We start from the raw sequence: 19,206 nt of genomic DNA on the forward strand, positions 1-19,206 counted from the left end.
GATGCTGAACCTGACCGAATACCGCAAGCGTCCCGCCCTGTTGGCTGATTGGTTGCCCTGGGCAGGGCTGGTCGCTAGAGGAGTGGTACTCAACAAGGATGGATCGTTCCAGCGCACGGCGCGCTTTCGGGGGCCGGATCTGGACAGTGCCACCCAAGGCGAACTAATCGCCACATCGGCGCGGCTCAATAACGCGCTGCGGCGCCTGGGATCGGGCTGGGCGCTGTTCGTGGAAGCCGAACGACTCCAGGCAGCAGGCTATCCGCAGTCGGAGTTTCCCGAGCCACTGTCCTGGCTGGTGGAGGAGGAAAGGCGAGCTGCCTTCGAGGAAAACCACAGCCACTTCGAAAGCGTCTATCACCTGACGCTGGTGTACCTGCCACCGGAAGAGTCCCGTGCCCGGGCGGCCAGCCTCTTGTACGAAAATACGTCTCGCCAGGGGGCGAACTGGCGTGAGCGTCTGGACGCCTTTACGGCGGAGACGGACCGCGTGTTCGATCTGCTCGATGGCGTGATGCCGGAACTGGCTTGGCTGGATGACAGCGAGACGCTGACCTATTTGCACGGCACCGTTTCCACTCGCCGTCATCCAGTGGTGGTACCGGAGACACCGTTCCATCTTGACGCTTTGCTGGCCGACAGCCCGTTGACCGGTGGCCTGGCGCCGATGCTGGGCGAGGCTCACCTGCGGGTTGCTTCGGTGCGGGGTTTTCCCACCTCGACCTGGCCGGGGATTCTGGATGACTTGAATCGTTTGGGTTTCGGCTACCGCTGGAATACCCGCTTCTTGTGCCTGGACAAGGCGGAGGCAGAACGGGAGCTGGGCCGCCTGCGCCGGCAGTGGTTTGCCAAGCGCAAGAACGTGGCGGCGCTATTGCGGGAGACCCTGTTCCAGCAGGAAAGCCCGCTGGTGGATACCGATGCCTCGAACAAGGCGGGGGATGCGGACGCCGCCCTGCAGGAACTCGGTAGTGACCAGGTGGCCTTTGGTTATGTGACCGCTACAGTGACAGTGCTGGACGAGAACCCGGATATTGCCGATGAGAAGCTGCGCCAGGTGGAACGGGTCATCCAGGGACGGGGTTTTGTCACCATCCCCGAGACAATCAATGCCGTGGAGGCGTGGCTGTCCTCGATCCCGGGCAATGCCTACGCCAATGTGCGCCAGCCCATTGTCTCTACGCTAAACCTGGCGCACCTGCTGCCGGTGTCGGCGGTCTGGGCGGGGCCGATGAAGAATGTTCATCTGGACGGCCCGCCGTTGATTGTCACGCGCACCGATGGCGCCACGCCGTTCCGGCTGGTCACCCATATTGGTGATGTCGGTCATACCCTGGTGGTGGGGCCTACCGGTATGGGCAAGTCGGTGCTGCTGGCCACACTAGCCTTGCAGTTTCGTCGCTATCCGGGTTCGCGGATTTTCGCTTTCGACATGGGGCGCTCTCTGCGCGCGACGATTCTGGGCCTTGGTGGCGAGCACTACGACTTGGGTGCGGAGGGCGAGATTGCCTTTCAACCCCTGGCCGGTATCGACCGGGAGGAGCGCCGCGCCTGGGCGGCGGAATGGCTGGAAGGGCGGATACGGCAGGAAGGGGTAACCCTTGGCCCCGATGAAAAAGCCGCGATCTGGTCGGCGCTGGAAAGCCTGGCCGGTGCGCCGATGGAGCAGCGCACTCTGACGGGGTTTTCCGTCCTGCTGCAGCACAATGCACTGCGTCAGGCGCTGGCGCCGTACCTGCTGGGTGGTGCCCACGGCAAGCTGCTGGACGCCGAGCATGACCGCCTGGGTACAGCCGATGTGCAGTGCTTCGAGATGGAGGAATTGATGGCCAGCCGCGCTGCCGTGCTGGCCGTACTGGGCGTGTTGTTCGCACGCCTCGATGAGCGTTTCGACGGGGCTCCGACGCTTCTGATATTGGATGAGGCCTGGCTATTCCTCGACGATCCGGTGTTCGCGGCGCGCATCCGCCAGTGGCTGAAGACCCTGCGCAAGAAGAACGTCAGCGTGATTTTCGCCACCCAGTCGCTGGCGGATATCCAGGGTTCCAGCATCGCGCCGGCGATTATTGAAAGTTGCGCAAGCCGCATTTTCCTGCCCAACCCCCAGGCCACCGAGCCACAGATTCGCTCCATCTACGAAGGCTTCGGACTCAATGCCCGGCAGATTCAGATTGTCGCCACTGCCGAGCCCAAGCGCGATTACTACTACCAGTCACGCCTAGGCAATCGTCTGTTCGACCTGGACCTGGGGCCGGTGGCGCTCGCCTTTGCCGGCGCCTCGACGCCCGAGGATCAGCGCGCGATGGATGCGCTGCTGGCCTCGATGCCGGTACCTGATTTTGCCGCCGCCTGGCTGCGCCATCGAGGCCTCGATTGGGCGGCGCAATTGCTTGATCAACACTCACCCGCAGGAGCATCTCTGGATGAACTTCCCAGGAGGAAAAGCCATGAACCGTAAACCCTCGTTGGTATCCCGCTTTCGCGTGGCGGCGCTGGCCAGCGCCATTGCCTTCACCGTCGTCCAGCCCGCCCAGGCTCTGTTTGGTGTCGGCGATATTGTGCTCGACCCCTCGAATCTGGCGCAGAACATGCTGACCGCCGCCCGCACCCTGGAGCAGATCAACAACCAGGTACAGCAGCTGCAGAACGAGGCGAACATGCTGATCAACCAGGCGCGGAATCTGGAGCGGCTTGATTTCAATTCGGTGAATCGACTGCGCTCGGCACTGGCGACCACCGGGCGCCTGATTGCCGAGGCCCAGGGCTTGGCCTATGAGGTAAACCGCATTGACCAGGAATTTGCCAGGCTCTACCCGCAGGAATACGCGGCTAGCGTAAGCGGTGACCGTATGGCCCAGGATGCCCGTGAGCGTTGGGCGCACACCCTTGATGGCCTGCACACGGCGATGCGCATGCAGGGGCAGGTGTCCCAGAACCTGTCTTCAGACGAGGGCGTGTTGACGGATCTGGTGAATCAGAGTCAGTCAGCCAACGGTGCCCTGCAGGCGATGCAGGCTACCAACCAACTGCTCGCGTTGCAGGTCAAGCAGTCCATCCAGTCCCAGCAACTGCGGCTGACGCAGGATCGGGCCGCGTCCCTGGAGTTGGCCCGGCAGGCTGCCGCCACAGAGCGTGGCCGGGAAGTGACCCGTCGATTCCTGGGGGAGGGCACGGCCTACACACCGCAGCCGGTTTCCTTCTACGGGTATTGAGGCAGTGTGATGACTTTGATACCTGTTCCGATGGAGGCGCGTGGCCATGGATGATGTCGCGGTAATCGACCGCTTCCTCAACGTCTTCTCCACCTACATCGATTCGGGTTTCGGGTTGCTGGGTGGAGAAGTGGCGTTTCTGACAGCCACCCTGGTGGTGATCGACATGACCATCGCGGGACTTTTCTGGGCGCTGAGCCATGCTACCGGGCAGGCCGATGACGTGCTGGTTCGCCTGATTCGCAAGGTGCTCTACGTGGGAGCCTTCGCCTACATCATAGGCAACTTCAATACGCTGGCGGGTATCGTGTTCCGCTCCTTCGCCGGGTTGGGGTTGATGGCGTCGGGTACTGGGATGACGGCTGCGGAATTCCTGCAACCGGGCCGCCTGGCCAAGGTGGGCGTGGATGCCGGCGCGCCAATCCTGGAGCAGATCAGCGAGATGTCCGGCTTCCCGGAGGTATTCGTCAATATCACGCCCATCGTGGTGCTGTTCCTGGCTTGGCTGGTGGTGATCCTGACTTTCTTTGTGTTGGCGATCCAGCTCTTCATCACCTTAATCGAGTTCAAGCTGACTACCCTGGCCGGGTTTGTGTTGGTGCCCTTCGCATTGTGGAACAAGACTGCCTTTCTCGCTGAAAAAGTCCTGGGCAACGTGGTGTCCTCCGGCGTCAAGGTGCTGGTGTTGGCGGTGATCATTGGTATCGGCACGGGGCTCTTTGCCGAGTTCCAGGTCGCCCCGGATGAACCCTCTGTGGATTTTGCGCTGGTGATCATGCTGGCCTCCCTGGCGCTGTTGGCCTTGGGAATCTTTGGGCCGGGTATTGCCACTGGCTTGGTTTCCGGCTCACCACAACTAGGCGCCGGAGCGATGGCGGGCGCCACCCTCGGCGCGGCCGGGACCGCCGTGGCCCTGGGTGCTGCTGCCACTGGAGTGGGTGGCGCTGTGGTCGCCGGTGCGCGAATGGCCCCCGGTGCCGTTCGGATGGCGGCAGGAGGTGCCAGCTCGATGAAGGCTGCGGCCAGTGGGGCGAGTTCGGCCATGGACTCCGCGGCCTCAATCCCGAAACACACAACAACCTCGGGTGGACAGCCGGCCTGGGCCAGGCAGTTGCAACGTCGCCAGCAACTTTCCCATACCGCCACGACGGTCGCCCACACCTTGCGCGGTGGTGACGGTGGCGGTTCTGGTTCAGGCCCCAGCCTGAACGACCCGGACTCCTAAGGAGAATTTTTCATGCGATTCAAGCGACCTCACGCGCGCTATGCCGAATCCCCTGAACCGGCCACACCTTACCAGGCAGCTGCCCAGGCCTGGGATGAGCGCATAGGCTCGGCCCGGGTGCAGGCCCGGAACTGGCGGCTGATGGCCTTTGGCTGCCTGGCGCTGGCCCTGGTGATGGCCGGTGGGCTGGTGTGGCGTTCGGCCCAGTCCATTGTCACGCCCTATGTGGTGGAGGTGGACACGGGCGGACAGGTGCGGGCCGTGGGGGAGGCCACAACGCCGTACCGGCCCAACGATGCGCAGACCGCCCATCACCTGGCCCGTTTTATCACCCTGGTGCGTTCCCTCTCCATCGATCCGGTGGTGGTGCGCCAGAACTGGCTGGACGCCTACAACTACACCACCGACCGAGGGGCGGCGGTGCTCAACGACTACGCCCGCAGCAATGATCCCTTTGCCCGTATCGGCCAGGAATCGGTGACGGTGCAAATCAACAGCGTAGTGCGCGCCAGCGACAGCTCCTATCAGGTGCGCTGGAGCGAGCACCGGTTTGTGAACGGTGCGGCGGCCGGTATTGAGCGCTGGACGGCAGTGGTGTCTGTCGTGCTGCAAACCCCGCGCACCGAGCAGCGGCTACGCCGCAATCCATTGGGCATCTACGTCAATGGCCTGTCGTGGAGCCGGGAACTGGAGGCCACTGAAGGAGAGATGCCATGAGCAAGCCATTGAATAGGTGTACAGGAGTCCTGGTGCTGGCGGGGTCGTTTGCACTGGTCGGCTGTGCGACGCCGCAAAAACCGCCACAAATTACCCTGGACGAGCCGGTCGCGGCAACCTTGTTGGCGGAGCCCGACAGACCAATAGAAGTGGTGGAAGTGCCAAAACCCCTGCCGTTGCCAGGGCAACTGATGTCCTTGCCTGTGGAAGCGGAGGGTGCCGAGGAAGTCGAGCTTGCAGATCCGCAGACAGAGGTAGACCAGGCTACCGAGGAGGCGCGGGTGCCACCGACGCGGGAAGGCTATGTCAATGCCGTCCAGGTCTGGCCCTTTGCTGGCGGTGCACTGTATCAGGTCTATGCCAGCCCGGAGCGGGTGACCGTCATTGCCCTGCAGCCCGGCGAGGAACTGGTGACGGTCGCCGCCGGGGATACCGTGCGCTGGATCGTGGGGGATACGTCCAGTGGCACCGGAGTCGAGCAGCGGGTCAATGTGTTGGTCAAGCCCATCCGCGTGGATATCCGGACCAACCTGGTGATCACCACCAATCGCCGTACCTATCTGATGGAGTTGATTTCGACTGAGAAGACCTGGATGGCCTCGGTCTCCTGGGACTACCCGAGGGATCGCATGCTGGCCTTGCAGCGTCGCTCGCAGGCGGCCGAGGTGGTCGCGCCGATTGACCGGGGCTTGTCCTTGGAAAACTTGCGATTCCGCTATGCCCTGAGTGGCGACCAGCCGTCATGGCGGCCACTGAGAGCCTTCGACGACGGCGGGAAGGTCTATATCCAGTTCCCGGCCGGGATCGCCCAGGGTGAGCTGCCTCCGCTGCTCGTGATTGGCGCGCAGGGTGATGGCCAGTTGGTGAACTACCGTTTCCGCTCGCCGTATTACATCGTGGATCGGCTCTTCGGCGCCGCCGAACTGCGCTTGGGCGGCGAGGAAGGCGAGGTGGTGCGCATTGAGCGAACCGACGGGGTACGGAGGGAGTGAGCGTGGACGATGACAACACTCCGAATCAGCCACCGCCAGAACCATCGCCGAAATTGGCACCGGAACAGGTAGCGCTACGTGCCCAGCCGCGACCGGTCACGCGGTTGAACCGGCGGATACTGGCTGTGATCGCTGGCGGGGTCGGCATCGCTGTACTGGGCGCTCTATTCTGGTCGCTGCGTGTGCCCGAGCGGGACGATCTGAATGGCGCGGACGAGTTGTACAACGTCGAGCGCGTCGCCCATTCGGAAGGACTGACCCGTTTGCCAGCAGACTATTCGCAATTGCCGCCTGAAGTACCTCGCCTGGGTAAGCCGTTGCCGGGTGACCTGGGTGAGCCAATTCTGAAGGCGGAGCGGCAGGCCATGGGTTATCGGGACGGCCAGGACTCGGCCGAAGCCGACCGACTGGCGCGCCTCAAGGAAGCGGAAGAGGCAGCGGCCTCTGCCGTATTCTTCGGGTCGATTCGACCACGCTCTGTTGCGGCGACGCCAATGGCAGATGGAGTAGGGGGCTCTGCGATGGGGCAGGGGCTGGGGGCGCTCGATTCGTTCGCAATGCTGCAGGGCCCGCCTCCCGGAGAGAGCGACCCCATTGCCCTGCAGAACCGCCAGGAACAGAAGGAAGCCTTTCTCAGTAACTCCTCATTTACAGAAACCCGTAATTCCGGGGATTTGCAAACGCCTGTGTCCCCTTATCAAGTAATGGCCGGGACGGTGATTGCCGCCGCCCTGGTCACCGGCATCAACTCCGACCTGCCGGGCGATGTGATCGCCACTGTCACTGAACCGGTCTATGACACCGCCACCGGCCGCCATGTACTGATCCCCCAAGGTTCGCGCATCCTGGGTCGCTATAACAGCCAGGTGAGCTACGGGCAGACCCGTGTGCAGGTGGTCTGGCACCGGGTGATCCTGCCGGACACCTCGTCCTTTCAGCTCGACAACCTCGCCGGTACCGATCCGGCCGGCTACGCGGGTCTGGAAGATGGCGTCGATTGGCACTGGGACCGCCTGTTCGCCGGCGCCGCGCTGACCACACTGCTGGGAGTGGGCGCCGAACTGGCCGCACCCGAGAACCGCCAGGATGGCGATCGCGTCATCATCGCCGGCCGGGACAGCGCCCAGGACAGCATCAACCAGGTTGGCCAGGAGGTCACCCGCCGCAATCTCAATATCCAGCCCACTCTGACCAGCCGCCCCGGTTTGCCGGTGCGCCTTATCGTCAACCGCGACCTCGTATTGCGGCCCTACCAACCACTGATCTACAAGCGGGGGACTACGCCATGACCACCAACAAGCTGCGGCTGGGACCGCTGCCCAAGAACGAAACCGTCAAACTGACCTTTACCTGCCCGGCGACCCTGAAGGAGGACCTGGAGCGCTATGCCGAGCTTCACGCTCAGACCTACGGCGAGCCGGTGGATGCGCTGACGCTGATCCCGCATATGCTGGAGTCGTTTATGGCGCGGGATAGGGTGTTTCGAAAGGGAAAAAGAGGACGCGCCAGTCCTTCTCAGGCCACTTCGTCCGTGCGACCGATAGACAGATAATCGGATAATCATGTCTGAATATCCGCATATGGAGCGGATTTTGGATAATTATTTGCGATCAGTGGCTACCGCTACTACTCCTCCTTATTTAGAAAAATATAAAATATCGTAGTATAGCTACGATTAAAATAGGTTGATTAAATTGACTAGTATTTGGGAAAGCTGTATAAATCGTAGCATGGCTACGAAAAACACGAGCAAACTAAATACTCTCTACACCAGGCTGGAGCCAGGGTCGCCGCTGACGTCGGAAGATCTGGCGGCCTTGGATATCTCTGCCGACTTGGCGGTTCACTACGTGCGGGCCGGATGGTTGATGCGGTTGGCGAGAGGGGTTTACTGCCGGCCAAACGAAGAATTAAAGCTGCATCCCTGTCTCCTTCTGTTGCAGCGCAAACTTGCAGGACTCCACGTCGGCGGCAAGTCGGCGCTCGATTGGTATGGTGTGCGTCAGTACGTATCGCAACAATCGACGTTACTTCTTTATGGTTGGGCCGACGGTCATTTGCCGGACTGGTTCACCGACCGCTTTCCGGCCCAGTATCACCGCAAGCGTCTGTTCGACGAGGACTGTGACAACTTGTTGCATGCCATGCCTTTTGAGAGACGGGAGGGGGCGCCGCAGGTTTCGTCGCCGGAACGAGCACTGTTGGAACTGCTCAGCGAAGTCGGCGTGCGCCAGCCTTTGCAGGAAGCCCGCGAACTCGTCGAAAGTACCTACAATTTGCGTGTCAACGTGCTGCGTGAACTGTTGCAGCACTGTACCAGTGTCAAGACGGTGCGACTTTGCCTCCAACTGGGTCGCGAGGGTGGATTGCCATGGGCAGAGAAACTTGATCCGGACACGTTGCCGACCGGCAGTGACCGGCCCTGGGTATCCAAATCCAGCGACGGCCTGTTGGTGCTAAAGCCATGAATACGGCGTATCTCGATACCGCACGCCTGTTGACACAAGTGGCACCACTGGTCTTTGTGGATGACACGTTTGCCTTGAAAGGTGGTACGGCCATCAACCTCTTTGTGCGCGACATGCCGCGACTGTCGGTGGATCTTGATCTGGTATTCCCGGACCACTCCCTGCCGCGTGAACAGGCACTGGCTCGGATTAACGACGCGATTCGGCAGGCGGCGGAGCGCCTGAACAAACATGGATTTCAGACACACATGCTGGCCGCTGAGGCGGGTGAGACCAAGCTGTTGGTGCGCCGTGGGGGAACCGAAGTCAAAATCGAAGCCAATTTCGTTCTGCGTGGAACAGTGAAGCCGGTGCGTCGGGCGTCTATTACACCTCTCGCCAGTGATGTGCTGATGGCCGATTTGGAAATCCCCGTGGCGTCACTGGAGGACCTTTATGGTGGCAAGCTGGTCGCCGCACTGGACCGTCAGCATCCCCGTGATCTGTTCGACGTGATGCAGCTGTTTGAGCATGAGGGCATCACGCCCGGCATTCGCCGGGCCTTCGTTGTGTACCTGGCCAGTCATAACCGTCCGGTACATGAAGTGTTGTTCCCACAGCTGAGGGATATTGGCCATGACTACAAGCATAACTTCGAAGGGATGACAGCCGACTCCGTGGCGCTCGAAGCATTACTGGCGACACGTGATCGAATGATTGATGAACTTCAGTCAGGGCTCGACGGCAAGGAACGGCAATTTCTGCTATCGCTGGTAGCCGGTGCTCCCGATTGGTCGCTAATGGGTATCACTCATCTTGAACATTTGCCCGGTATTCGTTGGAAGTTGCACAACCTGGCAAAATTGCGGAAAGCCAATGCGAAGAAATTTGCCGAGCAGGCCGATATGTTGTCGACGCGGTTAGCCAGTGTGACTTGAATTGGACTTTCCGCCATAGGGAACTCTCAACTTTGATGGTGCTTCTGGTGATCTAGGGAACCATCAATTAGTGGCACTCAATCTCTATCTTAATTCGGGTAACTAGGTGCAATACCTACAAGGTGCTTTCAAGGCTTCGAACCTGTTTAATCACTAGTGTTTGCCTAGGGCCTCCAAGATACGGCATTCGGCAATGTGACCACCTGAACAGCTTGCAGATATACGCCGTAACTCCCTGGCCAGAGATTCAAGGTGCCTGATGCGGTTGCGAATTCCGTGCAGATGCTTGTCGGTAATACTGTCCACCGCCTGACAGGAAAGATCGGGTTGTTCTTTGAGCGACAGCAGTTCCCGGATATCGTCCAAGGAAAAACCCAGCTCACGAGCATGAAGAATAAAGCGTAGCTGCTGGATATGATGGTCTGCGTAACAACGGTAGCCACTTTCCGAACGCGCAGTAGGTGAAAGAATGCCCACCCGTTCATAGTAGCGAATGGTTTCGATATGGCAGCCCGACAGTCGTGATGCCTCGCCAATCTTCATGGTGTGTCTCTTGACTCTGTAACGGTTACAGACTTTATGGTAGCAGAGAAGACACAATGCTTGGAGAGGATAATGAGTTCAGGTTGCTGCGATGTTGATACGGTTGACCAACTGGCCACGGCGGGGCGCCGTAAAACCCTGTACGTTGTCCTGTGGATCAATATCCTGATGTTCGCCGCGGAACTCGGCGCTGGCATCTGGGCGGACTCCAAGGCGCTGATGGCGGATTCCGCCGATAATCTCGGTGACAGCCTGGTCTATGCCATAAGCCTCTTCGTGGTTGCTCGCAGTGTGCGCTGGCGTGCCGGGGCAGCCTTTATGAAAGGGTTGATTCAGCTCACCTTTGGGCTGGGCCTTATCCTCACGATTATCGCCAGTCTGCTGGGAGAACCACAGCCAATTGGGTTGGTGATGATGGCAGTTGCAGGCGTAGCGCTGATTGGCAACCTGATTTGCTTCGGACTGCTGATGAAGCATCGGGGCGAGGACGTGAATATGCGCTCTGTGTGGCTGTGTTCCCGCAACGATGTGATCAGTAATACCGGGGTGATTATTTCAGGAGTTCTGGTTATTTGGCTCGATTCTTATTGGCCGGACTTGATAGTTGCTAGTATCGTTGCTGTCGTTTTTTTGCACACGGCCTATGAAGTACTTCGAAGTGCAGGTCAATCCTGGCGGGGTGAACCTCAAGCTCACGTCAATATTTGCAGTTCTGGCGCTTAATGGAAGTATCCGTTGATTGATCTATGTCAATCATCAAGGGCGTTATGTTTGAACTTTCGAGAGAATAAGGTATCCTTCCTAATGTTAATATAACCATTTGCAGATTATGTGGCTTAGCAGATTCAGATTTTACATGGCAATCTTCGCGTTACTGGCTTTCACCAGCCAGTCGTTTGCTGCTGCGAAATTGCCCTGCCACAAGATGAGTCACGAACCCGATGTTCCAGTAATGACGGGGGCAATGGATCATGGAAGCCATACCAAGGCAAACAATATCCAGATTAATAATGCCCTTACGGCTGATGCCGCTGATTGTTGCAGCCAGGATCACTGCTCTCAGCTGGATTGCATCTCTGCAAGCGTTGCGGTGGTGAGTACACTGTCGTCGTTTTCCGTCCAGTTTTCTCAAACCCTCAATACAGCGTATTCGGTTTCCTTCCTCTCCCAGGCAGCTTCCTCGCTGTTTCGCCCCCCCCATTTCCCGCTGAAGTAGGGTTGGTACGCCTGAAATTCAGGCGTCTGACGACTCGATAAGCGGGAGATCAAAACTCCCATAACGTATGTTTAAAACGCGCCATCGCTACGAGCGCGTTCACTGCAACTCTTGATTGGGAGTCATCATGAAGCCGTTACATACCTATCTGCGCTTTCCGGCGCTGATCCTATTCCTGTTATTTCTTGCCGCTTGTTCCGAAAGCGAAAATCACGCAACTAAAAGCGCAACGATTGCCTCGTTGGATGTTTATAAAAGCCGCACCTGTCAATGCTGCCAGCAATGGGTTCACCATATGGAAGATGTTGGTTTCGACACAGAAACCCACCATCCGTCGGACTTGAATCGCATTAAAAATGACTATGGCATAACACCTGAATTCCAGTCCTGCCATACGGCAGTTTCGAGCGACGGTTATGTATTCGAAGGCCATATCCCGGCGCGCTTTGTTCAGCAGTTTCTGGAAAACCCTCCCGATGACGCCATCGGCCTTAGTGTGCCCGGCATGCCGGCAGGCAGCCCTGGTATGGAGATGGGTGACAGGTTTACAGCTTATAAGGTATGGCTGCTTAAAAAAGACGGTTCGGCTGACGTGTTTGCATCTGTGAATAGTCGCGATCAGCAATAGGACATATAACGATGAACATTCAATGGGTATTTTTATTATTTTTGCTGGTGGGGTTTCCTGCGTTTGCTCAGAGCCCGACTAATAAGCTGAGTCTGGATGAGGCCATCGCCCATGCCATTGCCACGGATCCCTGGCTGAACGGTAGCCGGCATCGCGAAGATGCTTTGACCAGCGAATCAATTTCAGCATCGACGCTTCCAGACCCCAAGGTCAGCCTGATGGCGGCTAACTTTCCTACCGATAGCTTCGATATCAACCAGGAGCCTATGACGCAGCTCACTGTAGGTGTTAGTCAGGTGTTCCCTCGCGGCGATAGTCTGGCGCTGTCCAGCCGTCAGAAACAGGAGTTGGCGGAACAGGAGCCGTTGCTCAGGCAGAATCGTCAGGCCAGGGTAACGGCTATTGTCTCGCAGTTGTGGCTGGACGCATTCAGGGCCCAGGAGAGCATTCGATTGATTGAGCAGGATCGCTCGCTATTTGAACATTTGGTGGATGCAACCAAAGCGAGCTATTCGTCGGCACTGGGAGGTGCTCGCCAGCAGGATATTATCCGGGCCCAATTGGAGCTTACCCGGTTGGATGATCGTTTGACGGTGCTGCGGCAACAGTCGGAGTCAGCCCAACAGCGTTTATCCGAGTGGGTCGGCGGTCTTGCCAGTCTGCCGTTAGCGCAGCTTGTGCCCAGTCAGTACGGTGATGAGCCGGCGTCGGTGGGAGGTCAGCCGGATAGTGATCGTTGGCTCTATGAACAGGTCAACCGGCACCCACTCTTGCGGGCGCTTGATCAGCGTATTGATGCCATGGAGACCGGGGTCGAATTAGCGCGCCAGAAATATAAACCTGAGTGGGGTCTTTCCGCCCAATATGGCTATAGGGACGATGATCCCATGGGGCGTGACCGGGCTGATTTTTTTTCTGTCGGTGTGACCTTTGACCTGCCGCTTTTCACCGGCAAGCGACAGGATAAAGACGTCAGTGCGGCCACTTCCCGGGCTGAGGCCATAAAAACTGACAAGTTACTGATGGCGCGAAAGCTGATGGCGGAACTGGATACGGCCTTGGTACAGCTACAGCGCCTGAATGATCGTCGCGCGCTCTACGCCGGGCAGTTATTGCCGCAAATGTCAGAGCAGGCCGAAGCTGCCCTGGCCGCCTACAACAACGACGACGGCGACTTTGCCGAAGCGGTGCGCGCCCGCATTGCTGAGTTAAATGCCAAGATCGACTTTTTAACGATCAGGATTGATCGGCTGAAGATGATTGCCGAGTTGAATTACCTCTTGTCCAAAAATGGTTCAGAACCGTTTCCCGCCACCAGCAGAGAACACGCTGAAGGATTAACCCCATGAAGATTCAATTGAATAAATCTTTTTTCATTACAGTTGCCTTGTTGATTGCGACAGCGACCCTTTCGCACTACTCGGCCCTATGGCGTATGAAAGAGACCACAGGCAGTGATGACGTTGCTGCCGAGAAAAAACCACTCTACTGGGTCGCGCCGATGGACCCCAACTATAAGCGCGATAATCCGGGTAAATCTCCTATGGGGATGGATCTGATACCTGTGTATAAAGACGCGGTCGGCGATCAGGAGATTGGCACAGTCACCATCTCTCCGGATGTAGTTAACAATCTGGGGGTACGTACAGCCCCTGTCACTCGGGGGCGTTTGGATCTAACCATCAGTACAGTGGGTTATGTGCAATACGATGAAGATCGCCTTGTTCACATTCATCCACGGGTGGAGGGTTGGATCGAAAAGCTCCATGTCAAAGCTGCGGGTGATCCGGTTATACAGGGTGAGCCGCTGTATGCGTTGTATTCGCCGACTTTGGTCAATGCCCAGGAAGAACTGTTGCTGGCATTAAAACGAAATAATCCAACACTAATAACGGCTGCCATGGAGCGGCTATCGGCCTTGCAAGTGCCTCATTCAGAAATCAATCGCCTAAAAAAATCCGGCAAGGTTAGTCAGACCATTACCATCACCGCACCTCAATCTGGGGTATTGGATAATCTGAACACTCGGGAAGGGATGTTTGTTAAGCCGGGTATGGAGATGATGGCCATAGGCCAACTGGAGCATATCTGGGTGATTGGTGAAATATTTGAACGGCAGGCGGCCAGTGTGCAAGTGGGTGATGCAGTGCGCATGCGACTGGATTATTTACCCGGTCGCGAGTGGAAAGGAAATGTTGATTATATTTACCCCTCTCTGAACGCCAAAACGCGTACCGCTCAGGTTAGGGTGCATTTTGACAGCTCGGATAGATTCCTGAGGCCGGGCATGTTTGCGCAAATGACAATAGTTACCAAGCCCTCGCGGGAGACTTTACTCATTCCCCGTGAAGCACTGATTCGTACCGGTAGCCAATCAAGAGTGGTATTGGCAAAAGGTGAAGGGCGTTTTAAGTCCATCGCAGTGAAGGTAGGCAGAATTGGTGAAGATAAGGTGGAAATCCTTTCTGGTTTAAAAGACGGTGAGCGCATTGTTACGTCTGCCCAGTTCCTGATTGATTCCGAATCCAGCAAAACCTCAGACTTTAAGCGGATGCACCACGGCGAAGATCAGCCTAGCTCAGTTTGGGTTGCCGCCACGATCAAGAGCGTGATGCCGAATCATCGAATGGTGACAGTCAAGCATGAAGCGATTGATGCTTGGGAATGGCCAGAAATGACCATGGATTTTCAGGTTAATCCAAAAGTTAATTTTGAGGCGTTAACACTTGGTACTCAGCTGCACATGGAAATTACCAAGCTCGATAACGGGCAGTATGAAATGACTGGCACACATATTATGAGTGGCGAGAGTGAGGAGGACATATCTTCGGAGGACGAAGAGAAATTGGATCATAGTCAGATGAATCACGGTGAGATGGATCACTCCGAAATGGATCACTCCGAAATGGATCACAGCCAGATGAATCATGCACAAATGAACCAGGATGGTAAGGAACCTAACACGGTTGATCATTCAAAGATGGATCACTCCAATCAGCAACAGCACTCAGGTGACGGGGAGTAAAGCATGATTGAATCCATTATTCGCTGGTCCGTTCATAACCGTTTTTTTGTGCTGCTGGCCACTTTGATGTTGGTGGGAATTGGTGGCTGGTCCCTTAAAAATACACCGGTAGATGCTATTCCCGATTTGTCGGACGTGCAGGTGATTATCAAAACCAGTTATCCGGGGCAGGCGCCGCAGGTGGTGGAAGATCAGGTCACCTATCCGCTGACTACTGCCATGTTGTCAGTACCCGGTGCGGTCACCGTACGCGGCTACTCGTTTTTCGGCGACTCCTATGTCTATGTCATTTTTGATGAAGATACCGATGCTTACTGGGCCCGCTCGCGGGTATTGGAATACCTGTCGCAGGTGGCGCCGACGCTGCCACCCAGTGCCAGACCACAATTGGGACCGGATGCCACTGGCGTGGGTTGGGTTTATCTCTATGCGTTGGTAGATAGAACTGGTCAGCACGATATCAGTCAGTTGCGCAGCCTGCAGGATTGGTTTTTGAAATACGAACTGCAAACGGTGCCGGGGGTGTCAGAAGTCTCTGCGCTTGGGGGTATGGTCAAGCAGTACCAGGTTAAGGTGAGCCCAGACAAACTGCGTGCTTTTAACATTCCTCTCTCTCATATTCAGATGGCCATTCAGCGTGGCAATCAGGAAGTGGGGGCTTCTGTTGTGGAGATGAGTGAAGCGGAATATATGGTGCGTGCCAGTGGCTATATCCAGGGTGTTGACGATCTGAGAACCATTCCTCTGGGTTTGGATATGAATGGCACACCGCTGTTATTAAAGGATGTGGCCGATATTGAACTGGGCCCGCAAATGCGTCGTGGCATAGCTGAACTCAATGGCGAGGGCGAAGTCGTGGGGGGCATTGTGGTGATGCGCTTTGGCGAGAATGCCCAGAAAACCATTGATGGCGTCAAAGCCAAACTGGAAAAGCTCAAGGCGGGTTTGCCGGAAGGCGTAGAAATTGTCACGGTTTACGACCGCTCTCGGTTGATCTCTAGCGCCATTGACAGTTTATGGAAAAGCCTGATTGAAGAGCTTGCTATCGTTGCGTTGATCTGTGTCATCTTCTTGTTTCATGTCAGGTCATCACTGGTGGCAGTCGTTAGTCTGCCGCTGGGCATCCTGACGGCTTTTATTGTGATGTACTGGCAAGGCGTTAATGCAAACATTATGTCCCTTGGAGGAATCGCGATTGCCATCGGTGCCATGATAGATGGTGCGATTGTGATGATTGAAAATATGCATAAGCATATGGAACGTACGCCGTTGACGCCAGAGAACCGTTGGAAAGTGGTGGCAGAGTCCGCCAGCGAAGTCGGCCCGGCATTGTTTTTCAGTCTGCTGATTATCACCGTCAGCTTTGTGCCGGTATTTACCCTGGAGGCTCAGGAAGGCCGAATGTTTAGTCCCCTGGCCTTCACTAAAACCTATGCCATGGCCGCCAGCGCCGCGTTGGCAGTGACAGTGGTGCCGGTGTTGATGGGGTATTTTATCAGGGGCAAGGTGGTCGCCGAGAGAAAAAACCCCATCAACAGGTTGCTGATTGCAGGCTATATGCCGCTGCTCAAGGGTGTTTTGCGCTTTCCAAAAATCACACTCGCCATGGCTGGCGTTGTGTTTCTTGTTGGGATCTGGCCGCTTAACAAGATTGGCAGCGAATTCATACCCGATCTGGATGAAGGCGACCTGATGTACATGCCCACTACCTATCCGGGCCTGTCCATCGGCAAGGCGCGGGAAATCCTGCAACAGACTGACAAGCTGATTGCCACAGTTCCGGAAGTAGAAACCGTATTTGGCAAAATTGGACGGGCTGAAACTGCTACAGATCCGGCGCCGCTAACCATGATTGAAACCTTTATTCAGTTGAAACCCAGAGAGGCGTGGCGCGATGGCATGACCACCGACAAACTCAAGAAGGAGCTTGATGCGCTGGTGAAGTTTCCCGGCTTGACCAATGCCTGGGTGATGCCCATCAAAACCCGCATCGACATGCTGGCTACCGGTATAAAAACCCCGGTGGGTATTAAGGTGGCTGGCCCCGACCTCAAGGAGATCGAAAAAATCGGCAAGCGTTTGGAGCAGGTGCTCAAAGATGTACCTGGCACAGCCTCAGTATATTCCGAGCGAGTAGCGGGTGGCCGTTATATCAAGGTGGATATTCAGCGAGAAAAAGCCGCACGCTATGGCCTCAATATCGCCGATGTGCAGCAAGTGGTTGCCACCGCTATAGGCGGTATGAACGTAGCGCAGACTATCGAAGGGCTGGAACGTTACCCCGTCAACCTGCGTTACCCACAAAATTATCGCAACTCTCCCGAGCAGTTAGCTCTGCTGCCTATTGTCACGACCAGTGGTCAGCGCATTGCATTGGGGGATGTTGCTCGTGTTTATGTTGAAGACGGGCCGCCTGCCATCAAGAGTGAAAACGCCCGTCTTAATGGTTGGACCTTTGTCGATATCGACGGAGTGGATGTCGGCAGTTATGTGGAAGACGCTATGAAAGTGGTGGCCGATCAGGTCGAACTACCAACAAGCTACTCCCTGAATTGGTCGGGACAGTATGAATACATGTTGCGGGCCAAAGAGAAGCTCTCCTACGTGGTGCCTCTGACTCTGGCAATTATCATCGTGCTGCTCTATTTAAATTTCCGCAGTGTTGCCGAGGTCGCCATCATTATGGGCACCTTACCACTGGCAATGATTGGGTCCATCTGGTTGATGTATTTGCTTGGTTACAACTTTTCCGTTGCTGTGGGTGTGGGTTTTATCGCGTTGGCGGGCGTGGCGGTAGAAATTGGCGTCATTATGCTGGTCTATCTCAACCAGGCACATACGCTTTTCTTGCTTCAGTGTGAGGAGCGGGGCATCACACCGAGTATGAAAGGATTACGGGAAGCTGTTCTTCACGGTGCAGGCTTACGTGTTAGACCGGTGATGATGACGACAGTCTCTACTATTGTCGGCTTACTGCCGATCATGTTCAGTACCGGTACAGGGGCGGAAGTGGTCAGCAGAATTGCTGCACCTATGGTGGGGGGCATGCTCAGTGCTTTGGTATTGACATTGTTGGTATTGCCGGCGGTTTATTTGCTTTGGAAGCAGGGCAAGGTAGATGAATAGCTGGACGAAGAACTTACAAGGCCATTACAGCAATGTAATGAACGAGTCACCTTACCGTCAGGTACCCAGCCCTAGGATAGGCTGGATGTTTTCCTATGATCGGCACTTTGCTTTTTTTCATACGTAAGCTGGCGGACAGACAATTGATCGGTACCGACCGAGACAAATACAGCCAGATTCAGGGTGATTGAAATATTGAAAATCAAAAGTGGAAGACTGTTAAAAATTGCTTGACCTGTGTCTTGGACACAGGTGTAAGGTGACAAAAAGCCGGATAAATACTTCGGATTTACTCTCGGGTTTAGAACTGATGATTGACTCATATCAAGGCAAGGAACAGATCCTCGGGGTTAATCTGAATCCTGTGATAGTCAGACTGAGCTGCGAGGAGGGCTGTGTGAAAGTTATCGAAATGGCCAGGCGTTTAGGGGTTACGGCCGATACGGTGCGGTTTTATACCCGGATCAAGATTTTGAATCCCACAAAAAGCAAGGCCAATGGTTACCGGGAATACAGTGATAAAGATGTTAATCGCTTACGGTTCGTGCTGAGTGCCCGACAGTTGGGATTTTCGGTAGAGGATATTCAGGAGATTCTCGCCCATGCGGACAAGAAAAAGTCTCCTTGCCCAACGGTGCGCCGCTTGATTGATCAGCGCCTGCATGAAACCGAGCGACAGCTTAGGGAAACGTTGAAATTGCGGGATCGCATGCAACAGGCTGTGTTGGAGTGGAGTCAAAAGCCGGATAAGGCGCCAACGGGCCATATGCTTTGTCATCTGATCGAAGAATTCACTGCGGAGGATAGGTTATGAATACACACAAAACGCCAAGTGCGGGTCAACACCGAGGTGGTTGTTGCTGCGCCGGCAAATCATCCGTTTCTGCTGAAGCCCGAGATATCCGCAGCGTTAGCGATACGTCTCTTCCTCTTCATCGTTTACAGGTTCAGGGTGCCACCTGCGGTGGTTGCGTGAAAAGTATCGAGCAGACGTTGAAATCCGTTGCAGGGGTTAGCGAAGTGTCGATGGACCTGGCAACGGGCGTCGCTTCAGTCATTGGTGTGGTTGAACCAAAAAACCTTACCGATGCGTTGGATCGTGTGGGTTTTCCCGCAACGCTCATTCGCTAGTTGCTG

The 19,206-nt window shown here is 56.2% G+C and carries 18 protein-coding genes; 17 read left to right on the plus strand and 1 reads right to left on the minus strand.

All coding sequences use genetic code 11. The annotated features are described in order from the left end of the window. Position 1 precedes the first annotated feature (1 nt). The 9 genes from trbE to G411_RS0115730 all read left to right on the plus strand — a co-directional run bounded on the left by trbE (position 2) and on the right by G411_RS0115730 (position 9,531). Positions 2-2,458: a conjugal transfer protein TrbE gene (gene trbE / locus G411_RS20820; RefSeq protein WP_022960168.1), complete on the plus strand. Its 2,457-nt coding sequence runs from the start codon at positions 2-4 to the stop codon at positions 2,456-2,458. Beyond that, positions 2,448-3,212, plus strand: coding sequence for a P-type conjugative transfer protein TrbJ (trbJ, locus tag G411_RS0115695; RefSeq protein WP_022960169.1), 765 nt, complete (start codon positions 2,448-2,450; stop codon positions 3,210-3,212). The genes trbE and trbJ overlap by 11 nt, the downstream gene beginning before the upstream one ends. 46 nt (positions 3,213-3,258) lie before the next feature. Further along, on the plus strand, positions 3,259-4,437 hold the full coding sequence (gene trbL / locus G411_RS0115700; protein WP_022960170.1) for a P-type conjugative transfer protein TrbL: 1,179 nt from the start codon (positions 3,259-3,261) through the stop codon (positions 4,435-4,437). 12 nt (positions 4,438-4,449) lie between these two features. Then, on the plus strand, positions 4,450-5,154 hold the full coding sequence (gene trbF, locus G411_RS0115705; protein WP_022960171.1) for a conjugal transfer protein TrbF: 705 nt from the start codon (positions 4,450-4,452) through the stop codon (positions 5,152-5,154). Positions 5,155-5,186: 32 nt separating this feature from the next. Beyond that, positions 5,187-6,146, plus strand: coding sequence for a P-type conjugative transfer protein TrbG (gene trbG / locus G411_RS0115710; RefSeq protein ID WP_425423266.1), 960 nt, complete (start codon positions 5,187-5,189; stop codon positions 6,144-6,146). A 2-nt stretch (positions 6,147-6,148) separates the two neighbouring features. Further along, the gene (locus G411_RS0115715; protein WP_037509683.1) at positions 6,149-7,435 is read left to right on the plus strand and encodes a TraB/TrbI/VirB10 family type IV secretion system protein; all 1,287 of its coding nucleotides are present in this window, start codon (positions 6,149-6,151) and stop codon (positions 7,433-7,435) included. Further along, the gene (locus G411_RS0115720; RefSeq protein ID WP_022960174.1) at positions 7,432-7,698 is read left to right on the plus strand and encodes a DUF2274 domain-containing protein; all 267 of its coding nucleotides are present in this window, start codon (positions 7,432-7,434) and stop codon (positions 7,696-7,698) included. The genes G411_RS0115715 and G411_RS0115720 overlap by 4 nt, the downstream gene beginning before the upstream one ends. A 178-nt stretch (positions 7,699-7,876) precedes the next feature. Further along, positions 7,877-8,614, plus strand: a complete 738-nt coding sequence (locus G411_RS0115725; RefSeq protein ID WP_022960175.1) for a type IV toxin-antitoxin system AbiEi family antitoxin domain-containing protein — start codon at positions 7,877-7,879, stop codon at positions 8,612-8,614. Continuing rightward, entirely contained in the window at positions 8,611-9,531 is a 921-nt protein-coding gene (locus G411_RS0115730; protein WP_022960176.1) for a nucleotidyl transferase AbiEii/AbiGii toxin family protein, read from the plus strand. The genes G411_RS0115725 and G411_RS0115730 overlap by 4 nt, the downstream gene beginning before the upstream one ends. A gap of 153 nt (positions 9,532-9,684) precedes the next feature. Here the strand turns inward: G411_RS0115730 and G411_RS0115735 are convergent, their stop codons facing one another. After that, entirely contained in the window at positions 9,685-10,074 is a 390-nt protein-coding gene (locus tag G411_RS0115735; protein ID WP_022960177.1) for a MerR family transcriptional regulator, read from the minus strand. 72 nt (positions 10,075-10,146) lie between these two features. On the opposite strand from G411_RS0115735, the gene G411_RS20825 reads away from it, so the two are divergent. The 8 genes from G411_RS20825 to G411_RS21915 all read left to right on the plus strand — a co-directional run bounded on the left by G411_RS20825 (position 10,147) and on the right by G411_RS21915 (position 19,200). After that, a complete protein-coding gene (locus G411_RS20825) occupies positions 10,147-10,797 on the plus strand; it encodes a cation efflux transmembrane domain-containing protein (protein ID WP_022960178.1) in 651 nt (216 codons plus the stop codon). Between the two features lie 133 nt (positions 10,798-10,930). Continuing rightward, positions 10,931-11,290 carry a hypothetical protein gene (locus G411_RS0115745; RefSeq protein WP_028968513.1) on the plus strand — a complete coding sequence of 120 codons (360 nt, stop codon included), beginning with the start codon at positions 10,931-10,933 and terminating at the stop codon, positions 11,288-11,290. 127 nt (positions 11,291-11,417) lie between these two features. Further along, the gene (locus G411_RS20830) at positions 11,418-11,918 is read left to right on the plus strand and encodes a DUF411 domain-containing protein (RefSeq protein WP_022960180.1); all 501 of its coding nucleotides are present in this window, start codon (positions 11,418-11,420) and stop codon (positions 11,916-11,918) included. Positions 11,919-11,929: 11 nt separating this feature from the next. Beyond that, on the plus strand, positions 11,930-13,267 hold the full coding sequence (locus G411_RS0115755) for a TolC family protein (RefSeq protein WP_022960181.1): 1,338 nt from the start codon (positions 11,930-11,932) through the stop codon (positions 13,265-13,267). After that, positions 13,264-14,943: an efflux RND transporter periplasmic adaptor subunit gene (locus tag G411_RS20835; RefSeq protein ID WP_022960182.1), complete on the plus strand. Its 1,680-nt coding sequence runs from the start codon at positions 13,264-13,266 to the stop codon at positions 14,941-14,943. The genes G411_RS0115755 and G411_RS20835 overlap by 4 nt, the downstream gene beginning before the upstream one ends. Before the next feature lie 3 nt (positions 14,944-14,946). Next, positions 14,947-18,069: an efflux RND transporter permease subunit gene (locus G411_RS0115765; protein ID WP_022960183.1), complete on the plus strand. Its 3,123-nt coding sequence runs from the start codon at positions 14,947-14,949 to the stop codon at positions 18,067-18,069. A 397-nt stretch (positions 18,070-18,466) separates the two neighbouring features. Next, positions 18,467-18,883: a MerR family transcriptional regulator gene (locus G411_RS0115775; protein WP_028968514.1), complete on the plus strand. Its 417-nt coding sequence runs from the start codon at positions 18,467-18,469 to the stop codon at positions 18,881-18,883. Next, on the plus strand, positions 18,880-19,200 hold the full coding sequence (locus G411_RS21915; protein ID WP_084495604.1) for a heavy-metal-associated domain-containing protein: 321 nt from the start codon (positions 18,880-18,882) through the stop codon (positions 19,198-19,200). Before G411_RS0115775 ends, G411_RS21915 begins: the two co-directional genes overlap by 4 nt. Positions 19,201-19,206 lie beyond the last annotated feature (6 nt).

Origin of the sequence: Spongiibacter tropicus DSM 19543, assembly GCF_000420325.1 — a bacterium.
Lineage (GTDB): Bacteria > Pseudomonadota > Gammaproteobacteria > Pseudomonadales > Spongiibacteraceae > Spongiibacter > Spongiibacter tropicus.

Bases quoted from the DNA above. Each gene is read 5' to 3' on its own strand.
- trbE (WP_022960168.1), top strand. From the start codon at position 2: ATGCTGAACCTGACCGAATACCGCAAGCGTCCCGCCCTGTTGGCTGAT.
- trbJ (WP_022960169.1), top strand. From the start codon at position 2,448: ATGAACCGTAAACCCTCGTTGGTATCCCGCTTTCGCGTGGCGGCGCTG.
- trbL (WP_022960170.1), top strand. From the start codon at position 3,259: ATGGATGATGTCGCGGTAATCGACCGCTTCCTCAACGTCTTCTCCACC.
- trbF (WP_022960171.1), top strand. From the start codon at position 4,450: ATGCGATTCAAGCGACCTCACGCGCGCTATGCCGAATCCCCTGAACCG.
- G411_RS0115720 (WP_022960174.1), top strand. From the start codon at position 7,432: ATGACCACCAACAAGCTGCGGCTGGGACCGCTGCCCAAGAACGAAACC.
- G411_RS0115725 (WP_022960175.1), top strand. From the start codon at position 7,877: ATGGCTACGAAAAACACGAGCAAACTAAATACTCTCTACACCAGGCTG.
- G411_RS0115730 (WP_022960176.1), top strand. From the start codon at position 8,611: ATGAATACGGCGTATCTCGATACCGCACGCCTGTTGACACAAGTGGCA.
- G411_RS0115735 (WP_022960177.1), bottom strand. From the start codon at position 10,074: ATGAAGATTGGCGAGGCATCACGACTGTCGGGCTGCCATATCGAAACC.
- G411_RS20825 (WP_022960178.1), top strand. From the start codon at position 10,147: ATGAGTTCAGGTTGCTGCGATGTTGATACGGTTGACCAACTGGCCACG.
- G411_RS0115745 (WP_028968513.1), top strand. From the start codon at position 10,931: ATGGCAATCTTCGCGTTACTGGCTTTCACCAGCCAGTCGTTTGCTGCT.
- G411_RS20830 (WP_022960180.1), top strand. From the start codon at position 11,418: ATGAAGCCGTTACATACCTATCTGCGCTTTCCGGCGCTGATCCTATTC.
- G411_RS0115755 (WP_022960181.1), top strand. From the start codon at position 11,930: ATGAACATTCAATGGGTATTTTTATTATTTTTGCTGGTGGGGTTTCCT.
- G411_RS20835 (WP_022960182.1), top strand. From the start codon at position 13,264: ATGAAGATTCAATTGAATAAATCTTTTTTCATTACAGTTGCCTTGTTG.
- G411_RS0115765 (WP_022960183.1), top strand. From the start codon at position 14,947: ATGATTGAATCCATTATTCGCTGGTCCGTTCATAACCGTTTTTTTGTG.
- G411_RS21915 (WP_084495604.1), top strand. From the start codon at position 18,880: ATGAATACACACAAAACGCCAAGTGCGGGTCAACACCGAGGTGGTTGT.